Origin of the sequence: Clostridium sp. BSD9I1 (assembly GCF_900185645.1) — a bacterium.
Lineage (GTDB): Bacteria > Bacillota > Clostridia > Clostridiales > Clostridiaceae > Clostridium_AK.
The window spans coordinates 762,327-779,938 of record NZ_FYAM01000023.1; the positions used below are offsets into that span (position 1 = coordinate 762,327).

Here is a 17,612-nt window from a genome sequence, read left to right on the forward strand (position 1 = left end):
TTACAAAAAGCTATAAAAATAAAAGGAGAATTCATATGGAGCTAGGAGATAGATTTAGAAGCGGTAGAAAATTTATAAATAAATTTCTTTGGATTATATGCATTCCTATAGTTTTGAATCTAACAGAGCTTTTCTCATATCAACTTATTTATAAAACAAATTATTTGCCAATTACAAAACTATTCATAATAAAGATAGGGATTATCTCAGCTCCTCCAAGTGTAGGCTTCTTATTGGAAGATTTCCCCTCTCCACTACTTCATTATAATGGTATTAGTGGACTTAGAGGCATCATATACGAATTTAATTTGTTTAATGTATTTCTTATGATTACTTTTATTTTGATAACAAGCTTCATAAGTAGCGGATATTTCAGCATCATCAGTGCTAAAGAAGAATCCACACCAGGGATTAAGAATTTTTTTATAAATGGAAATGAAAACTGGTATAAGTTTTTTATACTGCATATTATTGAATTTATACCTTTTGCTTTTGGAATTGTTAATAATAAATTTGTATTCTTAGCGTTTATAAACGTTATATTTATGTATGTAGACTATTCTATTGCTGTTGATGGCGGAAGGTTAAAAGATAATTTTAAGAAAGGAATTTTATTCTTATTCAATAATTTAGGATTAACAATAAAAATGGCATTTTATTATGGAATGATTTTTTCATTATTAAGCATGGCTGTACATTTTTTAGGAAGCTTAGGAACCATAGGAATTATAATTGATATAATCATAGTGGCTTACTTTGGAGTAGCAGTTAATAGAGCGGTTTTAGAAGTATACACTTTTGTGAGCAAATATGATATCAAGTTATTCTTAGACTCAGATGGAGTTTTCTAATGAACTGTTTTTACATTGCTTTGCCTTGTAAAAACAGTTCATTTATAATTCCATATATCTCAGTCCAATTGTAAACTCTTGTAATACCTTCATTTAAGGGCTTCCTATTATAGTTTGTATCTATAAGAAGAACCTTGAAGCCAGCATTTGAAAGCTGAACTGCATTATCATAACTATCTTCTATAAATAAATTACATTTTAATTCTCTAGCTTTATCAACTTTATAATGGCTGCCTAAAACAAATAACTCATTATAATGGATTTCATTTTTTCTTAAGTATGCATGAGTGAGCATTGTAAGGCTTTTATCCCTTGCAGTTACAAAATATATATTATTAAATAAGCTAAGTCTTTCTATAACTGATTTAGCATTTTCTCTAAGTTCCTGCTCTGTGTGCATTTTAACTTTATACTTCTCATAAAACCTTTCATACTCCTTATCCTCTACACCTAATATCTTGTGTACAGCATACTCTGTTACCTGTTCTTCGCTAAAATTGGTTTTTATAACTTTGACAAAACCCATTTTGCCATATTTCTCACATTCTCATTTTCATCCTTACATGCCTTCTGAATGAATGGCAAATACTCAGGTTTGTACCCATTTAGCATTGCATTAAGTGCATTGGTTTTATAACGCCAAACCTTTTCTTGTGGAATATACCAAAGTTTTGGTTGTACAACATTTTCTAAAAAATCATAATCCGCTTCAATTATTTCCTCAAGGGATAACCTTTCACTGAGTTCAGAAAGAAACGGAAATTCTTCATCTTCTGTCCATGAATTTTTATTAAAAGGACAAGCATCTTGACAAACATCGCACCCAAATACCCAACTTCCCATCTGCTTATTAAATTTTTCATGTGGTAAATCCCAACCTTCCCATGTAGTAAGACAAGAGATACAACTTGATCGGTTCATAGTATAGGGCTGTGATAAAGAAAAGGTTGGACATGATTTAATACATAAATTACAGTGTTCAGGACATGGCTTCAATGTTGGTATTTCAACAGATTCTAATTCCTTGTCTATAATCCATGCCTCTAAATACACCCATGAACCGGATTCTGTATAAAAGAAATTATTTTTACGAACTAATCCTAGTCCAGCTTTTAATGCCGCCCAGCGTAATGCAGTAATCCCAAACTTCCTTTCAGTAGCTGTTTTAAGCCCAATTTTTTGTATATATGCTTCAAATTTTAAACTATCTTGATAATCTTGAGAGTTTTCATCCCTTCTACTATCTACTAAATAATACTTAGCAATAGAACCTTCCAAATGCTCAGGGATATGATATTTTCCATATTGTCTTACACAGATAACAATTGATTTTGCCCAAGTATATGTATCCTGCAAGTGAGCAAAACGATAAAATCCCTCGTAATATGGCTTCACTTCTGGAACACGCTCAATTCTTTCATTAAGTTTTTCCTCATAACCTAACATATCAGATATTTTAATAATACCGCACTTTTCATATCCCATGCTAAGTGCTGCACTTTTTATTTGTTCTGCTAATAAGTTCATTTATCTACACTCCTTCCATAAATTAATCCTATCAAACAACTATATATTTGTAAAATTGATATATTCGAATTGACAATTCATTTTTTTAAATATATTATTTATAATATGTAGAATGGAGTGAAATAAATGGACATTAGGCACTTTAAAACATTTAAGAGCATTATAGAGGAAGGTAATTTTTCAAATGCTGCAAAGAAACTGGGCTACACACAGTCTACTGTTACATCACAAATTCAGCAGCTAGAGCAGGAGCTCTCAATCAAGCTATTTGAAAAAATTGGGCGTAACATGGTATTAACTGCCTTAGGAAAAAAATTAATACCCTATACAAATGAATTACTTGATACGGTAAAAAAAATAGAGAGTATCGGCAAACATGGTGATAAGATTACAGGAGAGTTGAAAATTGCAGTTGCAGAATCATTGATGTCTTATAAGCTGCAAAATGTACTGAGCCTATTTAAAGAAAAAGCTCCTAATGTAAAACTTTCTATCATTTCACTCAATTGCTTTGCCATAAAAAACATCCTATCTAAGGGTGAGGTAGACCTTGGTTTGATGTATGATGTAGGGAACCAAAATGATAGTTTGATTACTAATAAAATAGCTGATTTCACTTTAGCTTTAATATGTTCACCTTTATTAGAGAAGAATAAATTTGACTTTTTTAAATCAAATCAAGAAATAAATACAAGCCTTATTGTTCATGAGGCTGAATCCGTTTATCGAAATATAATTGAAGATTATTTTTGTGGTAATGAGATATTATTAAATAATACAATTGAACTTGGCAGCATTGAAGCAATCAAAAGATGTGTTGCAAGCAATTTAGGAATTTCTTTCCTGCCTCGTTTTGCAGTGGAAGAAGAACTGGAAAACGGTAGGCTAAAAGAACTTGAGATAGGCTGCTCTGATAGCAAAATCATAGCAATTTACGCTTATCATAAGAACAAATGGATTACTCCTGCAATGTCACTATTTATGCAATTAGTGAGAGAAAACTTTAATATTGATTAAAGTGATTTCATAATATTCTAATAAGCTGATTATTGATACATTATAGTATATATGCTACAATATAGGCCATATGTACAAGTTTGGGGGTCGTAAAGTGATTGTCTCAATTAAGACAGCCTTCTAAAATCAATCAACGAAACTTTTTAGGAGGCTAAAATTATGAAATTTAATTTAATAGATACTGAACATTGGAACAGAAAACCATATTTTGAACACTATTTAAATTCTGTTAGGTGCACTTATAGCATCACAGCAAATATAGAGATAACAAATTTATTGCATGATATTAAGCAAAAAAAACTTAAACTATATCCTACATTTATTTATATCATTGCAACTGTGGTTAATACTCATAAGGAATTTCGCACTTGTTTTGATGAAAGTGGTAATTTAGGATACTGGGATAGTATGAGTCCAAGTTATACTATCTTTCATAAGGATAACGAAACATTTTCAAGTATCTGGACAGAATATGATAAAAGTTTTTCATGTTTTTACAGTAAGTATCTTCATGATATTAAAAACTACGGGGACATTATGAGTTTTACTCCAAAGTTGAATGAACCCGCCAATACATTTCCTATATCCTGCATACCTTGGGTGAGCTTTACTGGATTTAATTTAAATATATATAATGATGGAACCTATTTAGTTCCTATTTTCACAATTGGAAAATACTTTAAACAGGATGATAAAATACTTATTCCTATATCCATACAAGTTCATCATGCAGTTTGTGATGGTTACCATACCAGCAGATTTATTAATGAGGTACAAGAATTAATATTAAATTATCAAACATGGTTAAAGCATAAATAAACTATGCCATTCTTATAATTAAAATAAGGGAAGCTAGATAGCTTCCCTTAAAAATTGATTACATAATTATATTTTATTTGTTTTTTCCATTCTCGCCATTACTCTGTGCCATAGATCTTTCTCCAAGAAACTTCCCTCTACATTTTCCTCCATATCTAAAAACATCTTGTAAGGAACAGAAAATGAAAGCATATCAGCTTCGACCATAGGACGTATCGTAATATCAATCCCACTACTGCTCTCGGGTTTTTCTTCTTAGATTCAGCATATGGAAGAAGAAAAAGAGACTGACATCCTGATGAAAATGGCATCATAACATTTTCATATCCAGGTCTATAATAGTTTGCAAGTACCGTAAGTGCTGATAACTGATTAGTATTAACGTAAAATATAATTACCTCAGGGTTTTCTTTAGTAATATCAACTTGCGACAAAGGTTTGAATATACATACTGGTATGGAATATCAGTTATTGGCAGACACTTAACAAAGCCATCTCCTAGTTCTGATTTTTTCATATATCCTTCCCCTTCAAATTTACCTTCTTTACCACTGTCAAAAAATATTCAATTCCACCTGGATAATTAGGAGGTTACCCAAAACCCGTTGAATATTACTCCTATATATTTTCTATTTGCTATAAATAAGCTTTACAATATGAGTTTCATTAAATTATCCATCTGTTCATCTTCACCCAATTTGAAAATGTGTGTATCAAATTTATTAAATCCCTGCTTTTCATAAAATTTTATCGCATTAATGTTGTCTTCCCATACACCTAACCAAATGTAATCAAGATTATTAATTTTGCCAATTTCTATAGCCTTTTGTATTAGCAATTTGCCAACATGTTTACCCTTGTATTCCTGCAATACATAAATTCTTTGAACTTCTAATGTATTATCATGCCCTGCCTCTGTTTGAGCTTTGTCAAAATTAACTTTCATATACGCAGCTACTTCTTCATTATTTTCTACTATGTAAAATTTTGAACCATTATTTTTGATTTCGCTATCTAACTTCTCATAAGAAAAATTTTCTTTTAAATAGCTTTCCATATCTTCTTTTGTATTATCATTGGAAAATGTTTCATAGAATGTTTTTTCACCTATATATTTAATTTTTTCTATATCCTTTAAACTACATTCCTTAATTACTAAATTGTCCATAATCCTTATTCCTCCAATTGCAATGAAATATGATAATTCTTCCAATGAATATCCGATATATACATCCTTCTTACTTAAATAAAAACAATACTGAGTCTCCTTTAGATATCATTGATTTATAATATATAGTTATACTATTACATTATAATAATTCCAATATCCTTTATTTTTTAACTGCTAAGCAATAATTTACATTATCAAATGCTGTGATTGGATGTTCTGGATTTGCTTCATTATACTTTTTGAAATACTGCTCTGTTATTTCATTTGGTGTCAAATGCTCATATATCAAGAAATTGTTATCAGCTAATATCTTTTCCAATTCCATATAAGAATAACTCGCAAGCATTTTTTCATTTGCCGCACCAGCCATTAATGCCTGCCTTTTGGCTCGTTCTCCCGCCTTGTCAGTATAAGTATATTCATCTGGATAATCGAAAACTATACTACTACCTTCTGGCACAAATTTTGAAATCGTTCTGATTATTTCTATAAAAACCTGTTTAGACAAATAGTAGCTTATTCCAAGCAAACTGCAAAAGCTTATTTTACTTTGATTAAATTGTGTACATTCAAGCAATTTGCTCTGCCAGTTGTCTTTGGTAAAATCTGCAGATATATAGTGTAAATTTGCAGGTTTATGTATTACTAATGACTGAATGCGTTTTTGTTTGTCTGCACCAGTAGCAAGATGGTCAATTTCAAAGATTTCAATTTTTGATGCCCAGTTGGGTTGTCGATATGCAAACGTGTCATATCCTGCTGCAAAAATCAAATACTGCCTTGCACCCATACGAACAGCATTTTCAAGCAGTCTCTCTGTAAATACTGCTCTTCCTAGTGGAGAAGGAGATAACTGATTATCAACAACCCATCGCAAAGCCTCGTCCTGTGTGCCCACAAAAGTTGGATTGAAGAAACCAATTCCTTTTGACATATTACTTTCTATTTGTTGGTACTCATGCTCCGTTAAGATTTTCCTTGCCAAATAATCATCAAATACTTTTACTTTCTCTGTATTTTGTGTTGAATGGTAAGCTCTTGAAAAGGCACTTACAAGTGCTGTCAAACTTTTTTGTTTCATAAAATTATCACCTCTAATACTTTATACTACTTTGATACCCCTACTACAATACTTGACTTTTTTTGAATTTTATGGTATAGTAAAGACATAAAAATAAAAAAATATGTAAAATTTTTAAGGGAAGCCATTATGACTTCCCTTAATTTACTTCCTAGAATATTTTAATGCTAAATGATTTCTTTACGTTATGGCCAAAAATGAAATAAATCCAGTACAGATGTAAGAATTCCATTACGCCAACTTTTATAAAGCCCTATACCGAAAGATATCGCACCAACTATTGTTAATGGCACCCCTAATGTTGCATTTGTGTTATCTTGAAATGCAAAGTAAAAGCAAATCATGCCCAGAGCAATAAATGATAAACATACAATTACTTTCTTCATTAATACATTCCCCTTCTAAATTATTAAGCAATAAATTCCCACTTATACGTTAATTATAACCTTAATTACAATTTAATGCATATAACTAAACAAATGTAAGATTAACAAGCTCTTTTTCATTTCTACATTCCATACAATTAAAATTTTCTTTGTAATTCTTACAACCTCCACAATATAAACCACAAGATAATAATCTTCTACTTTTCCCAAAGAAGAACTGCTTTTGAGGAATCCTTTAACACTTCTTCTTTAATCATATTTGTAGACATTTTTCTCATATCTGGGTAAACCATAATTCACAGTTTGAATAGAGTTGGATTTAAAATCTCATTCTCATCATAAATAAATAATATAATATACCAGGTAACCCCATCACAGATAGTATTGTGATTACATTATGTACTTTTTTCTCATTTCGTAATATAAGCAATAAAAGTTTATACCCTAAAATACCAATCAATCCACCCAGACAATTTAGAATTATATCATCAATGTCTGATGCTCCAATACCTAAAATCCCCTGAATGATTTCAACAAGCAAACTCACTATAAATATAAACAACAAATTGGTTATTACTCTTTTATCATTTTTCAATAATGACAAATATGTACCAAGAGGAATAAAAATAACTATATTGCCAACCACATTACCAAAAGCAAAAGCTTTTATATTTGCAGAACTACCAGATACATATTCCATTATACTATAAAAAGGGATGAGATTTATAGACCTCTGCTCCAAATGCGAAATTCTTGATAAGAACAATATTTTAATTAACAAAAGTATGTAACAAATGAAAACACCATATAAAAAGACTCTTTTAATTCTCTCCCGTTTATTCATAATACCCCCATCTTTCATTTAATCTCTGCTTATTCTGTGCTGATATTATTTAAACACAGAATAAGGAGCTATGTTGGAATTCTATCTTATGAATTTCTTAAGATTTTCTTATGACGGAAGCTTTACTGTAAATGTAGTATTTTCCGAGTTACTTTCCACAGAGATTGTTCCATGGTGAGCTGTGATAATTTCTTGTGCGATTGCCAAACCTAACCCTGCTCCACCGGTGTTTGTGGAACGTGCAGAATCTAATCGATAAAACTTTTCAAAAATAGTTTCAAGCTTTGCCTGCGGAATTGGATTTCCCTGATTCGTAAAAGTTATAACAATATTTTTGTCCTGCTGCTGAGCAGAAATGTCAATGACGCTGTTTTCATAGCTATAGGCTATGGCATTTTTCAGGATGTTATTGAACACACGAGCCAGTTTGTCTGCGTCTCCACATAAAGTGAGGCCATCAGGCACATTTACGGAGACCTGCTTTTCCTGTGGAGTAAGCATTGGATAAAATTCATCTGCAATCTGCTGGAGCATGAAAAGTAAATTGATTTTTCCCTTATCCAAAACAATAGTTTGAAGATTAAATCTTGTGATCTCAAAAAACTCATTTATAAGCTGCTCTAATCTATAAGCTTTTTCCAAGGTAATACCGACATATTTTGCCTTCTGCTCAGGAGGCATATCAGGTGCTTCATCAAGAAGACTTAAGTATCCTATAACAGAGGTCAGAGGTGTCTTTATATCATGCGCCAAATAAACTACCAAATCATTTTTGCGCTGCTCGGCTTCAAGTGCAGCTTTCTTTTGTTTTTCCAGGTTGTTTTTTATCTGATTAAGCTTATTTTCCATAAAATCCAATTCTGGTGATAATGTAATTTCATCATCGAATTCATCAGCAAGTCTATCCATTCCGCTACTTACTTCATCAAAATATTTAGTAAACCAAGAAATTAAAACTTTAAGTAAAATAACCAAGAATACGAGAATCACAATAAGTGTAATAGCTTCCATATTATTAAGAAATAGAAGATGAGAAATCATTACAGCATCTCGGTCACGCATATGAAACGTATTTTTTAGAAATTGTACAATACTATCTCCAACACTGAAATTTTCTTGAATGAAAAAACGCAGAAAGTAAACTGTTGCAGCTGTGGTAAAAATAATTAGGAGCATTCGGAAAAATATTTTTCTTTTTATTTTTGTATAGTCATTTCTTCTTTTATCCATCTTACTTTTCAATTTTATAGCCAACTCCCCATACCGTTTTGATATATTTGGGATATTCTGCGCTGTCATGCATTTTTTCCCTTAAATGCCGTATATGAACCATTACCGTATTGTTGCTGTTGGTGAAATACTTATCTCCCCATACCTCACGGAACAATTCTTCCGAACTTACCACCCTTCCGCGATTGGAGCAAAGAACCCAAAGAATTGAAAACTCTGTAGGAGTGAGAAATAGCTTTTTTTCATTCAGTGTACATTCATGGGTATCCATGTCTAGTACCAAGCCGGAAAAGGCAATCAAGTGTTCTTCCTGATTTGGCTCTGAAGAATTATATTTGGTAAATCTACGGAGCTGTGCCTTTACACGGGCAACAAGTTCTAAGGGGCGAAACGGTTTAGTGATATAGTCGTCCGCACCTAATGTCAGTCCGGTAATCTTATCGATTTCTTCTTCTTTAGCTGTCAGCATGATTACGGGAAAATTATGTTTTTCCCTAATTTTCTGACACAGAGTAAAGCCATCAATATCCGGCAGCATGACATCTAGTATCGCAAGCTCTAACTGTTCCGACTCAACACACCTTAGCGCATCTTTACCGTTATAAAATTTGTATATTTTAAAACCTTCATTTTTTAAATAAACTTCAATTAGGTCTGCTATGGACTGCTCATCGTCTACAACCATAATATTCATACTCATGAGTTCTATCCCTTCTTTCTGCTTATAAATAAAAACGCCTATTATTATAGTACCGTTAAACAAAAATTTATATAATAATACTTTTCTTTTTATATTTCCATAGTTTTTGCTAATTCATTAAGTTTACTTAATGTTTTCCAATTACGCACAGTTATTGGTACATCTAATTTATAAAGATTATTAGCGAGTTTTGAATTACGAATACTACGATGAAATAAAAGATATACCTCTCTTCCTATAACTTGACACTTATCACTTTCACTTCTGTAAACATCTAAGCACTCAACCTTTTCTTTTAAAGGATTATGTTTCATTAACGCAGCATACAGAGTCTCTACTTCGGATGACGCCTCTGCTTCTATTACTTCATCCTTCGAGAATGGGCAATTCAAAATAATCTGTTCTAACTCAGTAGATGTCCTTAAAATAACTTTTACAGCAATCCCAAAGACAGCCTCAATCTCATGTTCAATTTTGTTGCAAAGAGACTCCTCTACGTCATTTGATTTGAATAGAACATTTCCACTTTGAATATATGTTTTTACTTCACAAAGTCCAATTGATTCAAATACTCGTTTCAAATCTGCCATCTTAATTATATTTTTTCCACCTACGTTAATACCTCTTAACAATGCTATATAAACAGTCATATTGTAAACTCCCCTTTATATGAAAATAAATCGTAATATTATACAAAGTCGCCTTGATTATATGCAAAAAACAAGGCTAACTTTCTCACAGTTAGCCATAAAATCATTATTGAATTCTAACTTACCTTCTATTTAATCTTCAAATTCCTATTTGCCCTTATGCCAATTATAAAAGTCTTTTAGATTTGCTTTACGTTCCTGTGGTAACTCTGTTTTCTTAACACCGTGAATTGCCCCTTCCAGTGCTAACAATCTATGAATACATGCAGAAGCATCAATTTCTTGTATCTTCAGCCATGCCTTTTCTGTACCAATATCTTTTAATTCATCATAAGTAAATATACCTACTTTATTCAACTGCCTTTCAACTTCTTTTCCGATATTAGGCAGATTTGATAATTCTCCCATAATAAAACTCCCTTTCAAAATAAGATTCCAAACAAAGCATTATGGTTCATATCCTCACCTTATAATTACATTTTACCAAATTCTTATTTTATATTCCATAGTTCTTCAGACTTAAAGAGTTTATATAAAATATACCTTCCCAATACGTCTATCTATTCAGCATCAAAATCAATAAAGTAATCTCTCTCTGATGTATGTATCGTGAGGGTTGCTAAATTAATATTGTCCTCTAAAATATCCACTCTGTATTCGAACATGATATCATCATCTTGCTTCTTCATGAATAAGTAACTTCCTTCTTCTTGATCCTCGGCCTCATCACTTATTTCAGCGTAGATTTCTTCGCCACTGACTTCTCCAGGATATCCTGACTTTCTTATCTTTTCCTCTATTGCTTTAAAAAACTTTTCCATTTTTTCGCTCTCTTTCTTTTTTTTAATACCTATTTCTCTTCTAATCAAGTATATATTATATTTCTAAATAACAGTACCCCTAATTATTATTAATTAATGATCAGAGGAAAACCTCACTTATCAAACTCACATGGTTCTCAATGACCTCTAGGCTAATAATTACTTCATATTTTAATTATTCAATTAGATTATTATACCTTCAAAATGATCCATTTCATGTTGAATTATTTGTGCTGTAAATCCAGTAAACACTTGCCTTTGCTTCTTAAAATTTCTATCAAGATACTCCACTTCTATCTTTTCATATCTCTTTGTTTTTCTAAAGCCAATTAAAGATAAACAACTCTCTTCAGTTTCATAAATCTTTTCTTTATTTAATATAACTGGATTTATCATAGGCACAATAAGGTTTCCTACAGCAAATACTAATATACGCTTTTTTACTCCAATCATATTACCAGCCAATCCAACACAATTCTCAAGGTTTGCTCTTAATGTATCTATTAAATCATCAATCACTACTATATCATTTTTAGTTGCATCTTCTGATTTTTGTCCTAAAAACAATATATCTTTTATAATTGGTTTTATCATAATTTATACCTCTTTTTCAATTATATCTTTTATAAATCATACTATATCATATATAAAATTAGCACGTCTAGTTCAAATACCAAGTTAGCAGTTCTCAACCACTTATTTAATTATTTATTCTGCAAAAATATGGCCCGCAATAATCTTCATGTGTGTGAACAAATGTCCAAGACATGTTATTATCAACTATATAAATATCATGTTCACTATTAAAATCTTCAGCCTTAATATCCTTTGAATTCGCTAACTTCAGAGCTTTGTCATCATTTTCATAGAACGCATAGCATTCCTCTTTCTTAATGTTATTAAACGCATCTATAGCGTCTTTTCCGCATAGGTGTTGAACCTTTTCATAACTAAATATATGCCATAGATATTGATCTAAGTATATCTTATGCTTTTGGGAATTATTCAAATCACCTGCAAACTTCTTTTCCCATTGTTTATGCAAGTGTTTCCCTATATTCTCCAAAGTCTCAACATGGACATTTTTTAATTCTAATTTATCCACCAAATCCATTCTCATCCCCTCAACCAAACATCACTCTATTAAGAAAGCATGATTTATTATTCATATTCTACTATTTTGTGCATACAAATATGTTCTCAAATCTCATTGAAAGTTCCTTCGATTATTCCATTCTTTCCAAAACTTGATATATCCATCTCGGTCAAAGTCATCGTCTGGAATATTCTTTGCTTCGCTCTTCTTATAAAACTCCTCTACTTTATCAACAAAGTTGAATACTGTTTTAATATAGTCATTAAGACAAATCATTTTTCAAAATCTGATATATTCCAATTCCATTTTGCATTAATAGTGTCCATAAATGTTCTAATTTGTTCTTCAGTTAAATTCTTTTCGCCAGTTAAAATATTACAATATGATTTTAGTTCCCAAGTTTTATCATAAGGCTTTTGAGGGGCTTTCCACTTTACACCAAATCTATAATCTGTTCCATCAATTCTAGCTTGTAAAGATAATATATCTCCATGAAGTATAAATTTACTCATCTCCATTCTACTTAAACCTCCAATAAAATCACTATAATAATGCACGATTAATCATCTAACTTGCTTCGTCATATATTACAATTGTTTATCATTAAAAAATGTAAACTACTTATAGTTAATAACTCATCTGAATTTCTCACTATATTTAGTGCTTAACTTCCAAAGTGCTTTAGTTGATACAACATTTCTGCTGCTTGTAAAAAAGATACTAAAATAATTTATAAATATATTTATCTTAAAACCTTTGATATTAATACAATTAAAAGCCCTATAATAATTCCGATATCCTTTGGAATACTGCTATCATTTTTACTCTTTTTAATTACAGTTAATATTTTTCCTAGTATGATAAGAGTAAGTGCTGTGCTAATAAGTATTTTGCTAACAAAGGAACTGAAAGCAATTTCGGTAACAAAAACTATAGTTATAGGGATAAGGACCAACAATGCAGCAATTATATATAATACGTAACTTAATCTGTTAGTGCTAATGTTAACCTACTCCTTTCTATCAAATGCTCCTTTTATATAAGGTGTGGTAAAATAAATTGCTACTACATATCAAAATTTTAATATCATGAATCAATTATCACATTATGTTAATCGCTATTTTTTTCAACTCCTAGTTCTCCAAACGTAAACACAAAAGAAAGAATTATGGAATTGACAATCCTATCCGTTATTCTTAATTCACCTTTAATTAAGTAAATAAATAAAATATTTAAAAACCATAAAGTAAATGATCCAATAATAAATTTTATAAACACCTTTTTTATTGTACTCCATTTGGATTTTCTGATATTTAAAAATGCAGTAACTATAAAATATAATCCTACCAATAGCAGACATATTACATATCCCACTACGAATTGAAGAATAAAAGGAAATTCTATATTCTTATAAACGATAAATAATACCATTACAGTCCATATTATAAATACAATATACATACACTTTTTTATATTATCCCACATATTTTGCCTACTTTCATCTTTAGTAAATAGTTTAAACTTTATGAGCTTCTTCAGTATTTATAAATCATATCTTAATTTCTATATTTCAAGATATAAAGATTGTAAATTATATTGGCTTCTTAAAGCTAATTTAAATTGTAAATCCCAGTAAACTCTATTTTTTTATTACGTTCTTTTGCAAATTCTAAAACATATCTTAAATCTGAAAGAGAAAACCATGATACTGGAAATATTAAATATTTGCTACTATACTTATTGCCATATTTTCTACGCTTGATGATTACATAAGATAAGGGATATTCTAAAGAAACTCGACCTATGCGTATTGAATCAATATCTGTTATTAAAATTTTACGTTTAATAAAAACTTTATTAATTTGAATTTCCTTTTCTTTGACTTCTAATTTAATTCGTTTCAGAAAAAGAAATATGATTGTAGTAATAAAATAGAGAGAAATTAAAATCAAAGATAAGTATATAACAATACTATAAAAGACCTCACTTATACTTAAATTATCTGTTAAATTCCCACTGCCACTTAAGTATCCTAGGTATGTACAAAATGCGATTATAAGTAAGCTTAAAATTACGTAACTTGTATATTGTTTTGGATATATTATTCTAATTATTTCATTTGAATGTTTTAAGTTCTTATTTTTCTTCATATAAATCACCATTTTATGTTTAACTATTTTATTTATTCTATAAGAATTATTTTAGATTACCTCGAGATATTCCTCCATTTGTTTTACGGCATTTTTCAGCTTCTCAGTTATGAACTAAGAAGTAAGGTTATAATTTATATGTATTTTCAGTAATAAAATCCTTATAAAGAGAAGTGCAAAATGTTTTAATTGCAGTCTGGTCTGTGGGAAATGTAAAAGTTAAACTATGCTCTATTGAATCTCCATATATTGTTCCTAATATTTTTATATGACCTGTTTTATCTAAATAAAATTGTATGTTAGAGCCATAAGCAATATCATATAATTCAACTTTATTTAATTTAAAATTATATAATTCTCTTATTTCCTTAATAAAAGAAATAAAATCTTTAATGTTGTATTCAAATTCAGCAGTACCTGCAAAATCTCCAGAAATTACTTTAACACTAAAAGATGTATTATAGGGATTTCCGTTATTGAAATCATCGTAGGAAACTCTAATATTACTAATAATTAGCTGCTCATGGGGGTTTCCTGTAGCAATAGAGTATTTCTTCAAATTTATCACCTCTCAAATCTTGCATTATACTGGTTTCATCAAATGTATTCTTACATCTTAGTATAAGAAGATTGTGTATTAGAATTTATTGAACCATTTTTGAAATAGTTTATTTAAACTTTTCTATAAATTCAAGATTTAACTCCCATTGTTCTCTTATAGGCACTATTCTTCTACTACTCAAAGAAATAGAACCCTGTTCTGACCATAAAGGAGGATAGAAGCTTAAGCCCTTATCGCAAGGAATTTTTGTAATATCTTTTGCCCAATCATCGCATCTTAAACCTTTATAGAATGTTTTTAGATTATCATCTAAAATCCATCTGATAAAGTCAGTATATCCCATCGTCATGTCTTCCCACTCCAAAGTATCAGGAGCCAAATAAAAGATATTACCTATTTCACCTTCAAATGCTCCGCCATTTATAGAAAAAAATCCTCCAATAATGTCATAAGCTACAATCATTGAATTTCTGACAGTTCTAATGATATATGAGCTTTTCATGCAATTCCAATAAAGCAAATCGCCGAAAATTTTTTCATTTCCTGCCCCAAGTATTTTTAGCCATCCATAGTCTATCAAAATGCCACCTGTTTTATAGGCTATTGCTCCTAATGTTGATTTAGTTGTTACTTGTAAATTATAAAGAGTCTTTTCAGATTCTTCTTTAGAAGTATCAAGAATTTCATAATTAACAGGACTCGCCTTAAACCAAGATTGCAAAAGTTCCCATGTTTTCTCACTTTCACAGACTAGCTCCTGTAATGTTTTTTTAGTCATATTTATATCTCCTAAAACAAACTAATATGTTTCGTAGTAACTTAAAATAATTTATAGATACATTAATCATTTTGCGTTAATAGTAATTTTTATATCTTTAGCTATTACATATCCACACAGGCCAAGGCTTGAATTAAGACCAAAAACTTTATATTTCTCATTTTTTAATTCTCTCATTAGCTCATCACAATTTCCTGCCTTCATTGATGGAAATCCAAATTTTAAAGCCTCTAATAGATTTTCATTTTCTGCCTCAATAAACCATTCTATTGCCATTTGATACAGTCCAAAAATTATATTTAGGTTAACAACATTTTCAAATTTATGTGCCAATAAACCTGTAAACTCAATTGTTGTATTTTCTTTATCCTGCCAACAAGTATTCATTTTTAATATATCATTGTCAAAATCAATAAAATATGATTTGATTTCATTATCATGCACTTGAGAACTAAAGTCTGCAATATAATTATTCATTGTACCTCTCCCTTATATTTATCTTTGATTATGCCATCCAAAATCATCTTTGAATTTTCTACTCATATTTATTTTCTTTTTTCTCCCAGCAATCATTAATACTTTTTCTTGTAGCAAACCACCCTGAAGGAAGGTCAAATAATTGATTTAAAGTATCATCTAATTCTATACTTTCTTTCATATTTACTAATGTTCTTTTTCCTATTCTTCTATCTAAGATTACTAATATTTTTACTAAAGGGTTTTGGCTTTTAATACAATCATCTATAGAAGCATTAAAGTATTTATGTACTGTTTCAATAAACTCTACTTGTGAATACGTTCCCTCTACTGGTGTTCTATAATAATCTCTCTTTAAAGTACACATATTGTATACTTCTTTATCATCTACAGTTATATAAGTTCTGCCTATGCCATCGTGCATTCTATAATTTGAACAGTAAAAGCTTACTCTGCATTTTAAGGAACTACATAAGAAACTTTCCAATTGTTTTTTTGTTTTGCTCCACATAATAATGTTATCTCCCAACTTGTACATATTGTTATTCTAGTGTCGTTTTCATCAATAGACTCAATATAAATACACTTGTAATATAAGAATATTGCATCATAAAATATTATTTTTTAAAACTAGCCTTTAATAAGGATTGTTATGAAAATACACCCATAGATCAATATTCCATAAATATTATAATTGATAGGTAGTATAAGAGCACTGCGATTTAAATTGCTGCAACGTTTATATCTCTGTACCAAATTCCCATATTTAAATGACATACATCAATTAATATCTTGTATAGTTGTCTGCAAACTTCTTCTATTCAAATGTCCATTTTTCCTTCCAATTCATAATTACAGACAACCAATCTGCATTTTGATTCATAAAATTACTAGCAAACTCGTATATTAAACTTTCGTGAGGTTCATTAACTAATTCTGCATAAGCATTTACAATATCTGAAACTGCAATAGTTTCTTGTTGTCTCTCTTTTATCTTTCCACCTAAACAATATCTTCTTCTTAGCTCGACCACTAAATCATAAACTATGTAAACTTGCTTTTCTTCTTTATTATCAGCATCTTTTTTATAATTTAAAAATATCTTTAATGTGTCTGCCAAAATCATTAGCTTAACACTTTGTGCATTCTGCAGCTGAGGCATTCCTTTAACTTCATATTCTGTAATATGTAAACACTTTTTTATTTGATATTTAAGGGCATCAAACCCGTTCTCAAGAACAACAATTCGAGCAGGCCTGTATTCTTGACCAAGTAAATTAATAACTTCCTCTATCTGAGAGCTTGTAATAAATCTTTGATTGTTTACTATCTCCATAATATTCACTCCTTTCTTGCGAAAGTATTTATATATATTAAATTAGATTTAATGTTTTTATTATAACTTTCATATATTTAGAAACTTCCACTAACTTTATTATTCCTTCTATTACT

The 17,612-nt window shown here is 30.0% G+C and carries 25 protein-coding genes and 1 pseudogene; 3 read left to right on the forward strand and 23 right to left on the reverse strand.

The genetic code is table 11. The features are described 5' to 3' along the window. The first annotated feature begins 35 nt into the window (after positions 1-35). Complete coding sequence (locus tag BSD9I1_RS11245) at positions 36-851, forward strand: hypothetical protein (protein ID WP_186430379.1); 816 nt, start codon at positions 36-38, stop codon at positions 849-851. A gap of 10 nt (positions 852-861) precedes the next feature. On the opposite strand, the pseudogene BSD9I1_RS11250 reads toward BSD9I1_RS11245, so the two are convergent. After that, a pseudogene (locus tag BSD9I1_RS11250) lies at positions 862-1,356 on the reverse strand (hypothetical protein); the annotation flags it as partial. Continuing rightward, positions 1,356-2,378, reverse strand: a complete 1,023-nt coding sequence (locus BSD9I1_RS11255; protein WP_186430381.1) for an epoxyqueuosine reductase — start codon at positions 2,376-2,378, stop codon at positions 1,356-1,358. The gene BSD9I1_RS11255 and the pseudogene BSD9I1_RS11250, both read right to left, overlap by 1 nt. A gap of 126 nt (positions 2,379-2,504) precedes the next feature. On the opposite strand from BSD9I1_RS11255, the gene BSD9I1_RS11260 reads away from it, so the two are divergent. Beyond that, positions 2,505-3,395: a LysR family transcriptional regulator gene (locus BSD9I1_RS11260; protein ID WP_186430382.1), complete on the forward strand. Its 891-nt coding sequence runs from the start codon at positions 2,505-2,507 to the stop codon at positions 3,393-3,395. 159 nt (positions 3,396-3,554) lie between these two features. Continuing rightward, positions 3,555-4,214: a type A chloramphenicol O-acetyltransferase gene (gene catA / locus BSD9I1_RS11265; RefSeq protein WP_186430383.1), complete on the forward strand. Its 660-nt coding sequence runs from the start codon at positions 3,555-3,557 to the stop codon at positions 4,212-4,214. Between the two features lie 66 nt (positions 4,215-4,280). Here the strand turns inward: catA and BSD9I1_RS18925 are convergent, their stop codons facing one another. From BSD9I1_RS18925 to BSD9I1_RS11365, 21 genes are all read right to left on the reverse strand, one after another. Further along, positions 4,281-4,421: a DUF169 domain-containing protein gene (locus BSD9I1_RS18925; RefSeq protein WP_242966483.1), complete on the reverse strand. Its 141-nt coding sequence runs from the start codon at positions 4,419-4,421 to the stop codon at positions 4,281-4,283. Beyond that, positions 4,370-4,648: a DUF169 domain-containing protein gene (locus tag BSD9I1_RS18930; RefSeq protein WP_242966463.1), complete on the reverse strand. Its 279-nt coding sequence runs from the start codon at positions 4,646-4,648 to the stop codon at positions 4,370-4,372. Before BSD9I1_RS18930 ends, BSD9I1_RS18925 begins: the two co-directional genes overlap by 52 nt. Positions 4,649-4,863: 215 nt before the next feature. Then, positions 4,864-5,382: a GNAT family N-acetyltransferase gene (locus tag BSD9I1_RS11275; RefSeq protein ID WP_186430384.1), complete on the reverse strand. Its 519-nt coding sequence runs from the start codon at positions 5,380-5,382 to the stop codon at positions 4,864-4,866. A gap of 163 nt (positions 5,383-5,545) precedes the next feature. Continuing rightward, on the reverse strand, positions 5,546-6,466 hold the full coding sequence (locus BSD9I1_RS11280; RefSeq protein ID WP_186430385.1) for a class I SAM-dependent methyltransferase: 921 nt from the start codon (positions 6,464-6,466) through the stop codon (positions 5,546-5,548). Positions 6,467-6,651: 185 nt separating this feature from the next. Further along, positions 6,652-6,852 (reverse strand): hypothetical protein, encoded by a 201-nt coding sequence (locus BSD9I1_RS11285; protein ID WP_035305180.1) that lies wholly within the window; start codon positions 6,850-6,852, stop codon positions 6,652-6,654. A gap of 319 nt (positions 6,853-7,171) precedes the next feature. Then, entirely contained in the window at positions 7,172-7,696 is a 525-nt protein-coding gene (locus BSD9I1_RS11290) for a VanZ family protein (RefSeq protein WP_186430386.1), read from the reverse strand. Positions 7,697-7,804: 108 nt separating this feature from the next. After that, on the reverse strand, positions 7,805-8,950 hold the full coding sequence (gene vanS / locus BSD9I1_RS11295; protein ID WP_373419354.1) for a vancomycin resistance histidine kinase VanS: 1,146 nt from the start codon (positions 8,948-8,950) through the stop codon (positions 7,805-7,807). Further along, positions 8,928-9,626: a VanR-ABDEGLN family response regulator transcription factor gene (vanR, locus tag BSD9I1_RS11300; RefSeq protein WP_186430388.1), complete on the reverse strand. Its 699-nt coding sequence runs from the start codon at positions 9,624-9,626 to the stop codon at positions 8,928-8,930. Before vanR ends, vanS begins: the two co-directional genes overlap by 23 nt. 89 nt (positions 9,627-9,715) lie before the next feature. Continuing rightward, the gene (locus BSD9I1_RS11305; protein WP_186430389.1) at positions 9,716-10,276 is read right to left on the reverse strand and encodes a DUF1697 domain-containing protein; all 561 of its coding nucleotides are present in this window, start codon (positions 10,274-10,276) and stop codon (positions 9,716-9,718) included. A gap of 147 nt (positions 10,277-10,423) precedes the next feature. After that, entirely contained in the window at positions 10,424-10,684 is a 261-nt protein-coding gene (locus BSD9I1_RS11310) for a TfoX/Sxy family protein (protein WP_186430390.1), read from the reverse strand. Positions 10,685-10,836: 152 nt separating this feature from the next. Continuing rightward, positions 10,837-11,097, reverse strand: a complete 261-nt coding sequence (locus BSD9I1_RS11315; protein ID WP_186430391.1) for a hypothetical protein — start codon at positions 11,095-11,097, stop codon at positions 10,837-10,839. A gap of 183 nt (positions 11,098-11,280) precedes the next feature. Continuing rightward, positions 11,281-11,691, reverse strand: a complete 411-nt coding sequence (locus tag BSD9I1_RS11320) for a peptide deformylase (protein ID WP_186430392.1) — start codon at positions 11,689-11,691, stop codon at positions 11,281-11,283. A 106-nt stretch (positions 11,692-11,797) separates the two neighbouring features. After that, positions 11,798-12,211, reverse strand: coding sequence for a DUF4275 family protein (locus BSD9I1_RS11325; RefSeq protein ID WP_186430393.1), 414 nt, complete (start codon positions 12,209-12,211; stop codon positions 11,798-11,800). 254 nt (positions 12,212-12,465) lie between these two features. Further along, positions 12,466-12,711 (reverse strand): hypothetical protein, encoded by a 246-nt coding sequence (locus BSD9I1_RS11330; RefSeq protein WP_186430394.1) that lies wholly within the window; start codon positions 12,709-12,711, stop codon positions 12,466-12,468. Between the two features lie 592 nt (positions 12,712-13,303). Beyond that, complete coding sequence (locus BSD9I1_RS11335; RefSeq protein ID WP_186430395.1) at positions 13,304-13,678, reverse strand: hypothetical protein; 375 nt, start codon at positions 13,676-13,678, stop codon at positions 13,304-13,306. Between the two features lie 125 nt (positions 13,679-13,803). Next, positions 13,804-14,343, reverse strand: coding sequence for a hypothetical protein (locus BSD9I1_RS11340; protein ID WP_186430396.1), 540 nt, complete (start codon positions 14,341-14,343; stop codon positions 13,804-13,806). Positions 14,344-14,470: 127 nt separating this feature from the next. After that, positions 14,471-14,902, reverse strand: coding sequence for a hypothetical protein (locus BSD9I1_RS11345; protein WP_186430397.1), 432 nt, complete (start codon positions 14,900-14,902; stop codon positions 14,471-14,473). A gap of 109 nt (positions 14,903-15,011) precedes the next feature. Continuing rightward, a complete protein-coding gene (locus tag BSD9I1_RS11350; RefSeq protein WP_186430398.1) occupies positions 15,012-15,683 on the reverse strand; it encodes a DUF2625 family protein in 672 nt (223 codons plus the stop codon). A gap of 66 nt (positions 15,684-15,749) precedes the next feature. Beyond that, complete coding sequence (locus BSD9I1_RS11355) at positions 15,750-16,160, reverse strand: hypothetical protein (protein ID WP_186430399.1); 411 nt, start codon at positions 16,158-16,160, stop codon at positions 15,750-15,752. Positions 16,161-16,218: 58 nt separating this feature from the next. Continuing rightward, positions 16,219-16,671, reverse strand: a complete 453-nt coding sequence (locus tag BSD9I1_RS11360) for a hypothetical protein (protein ID WP_186430400.1) — start codon at positions 16,669-16,671, stop codon at positions 16,219-16,221. Between the two features lie 306 nt (positions 16,672-16,977). Beyond that, positions 16,978-17,496: a hypothetical protein gene (locus tag BSD9I1_RS11365; protein WP_186430401.1), complete on the reverse strand. Its 519-nt coding sequence runs from the start codon at positions 17,494-17,496 to the stop codon at positions 16,978-16,980. Positions 17,497-17,612 lie beyond the last annotated feature (116 nt).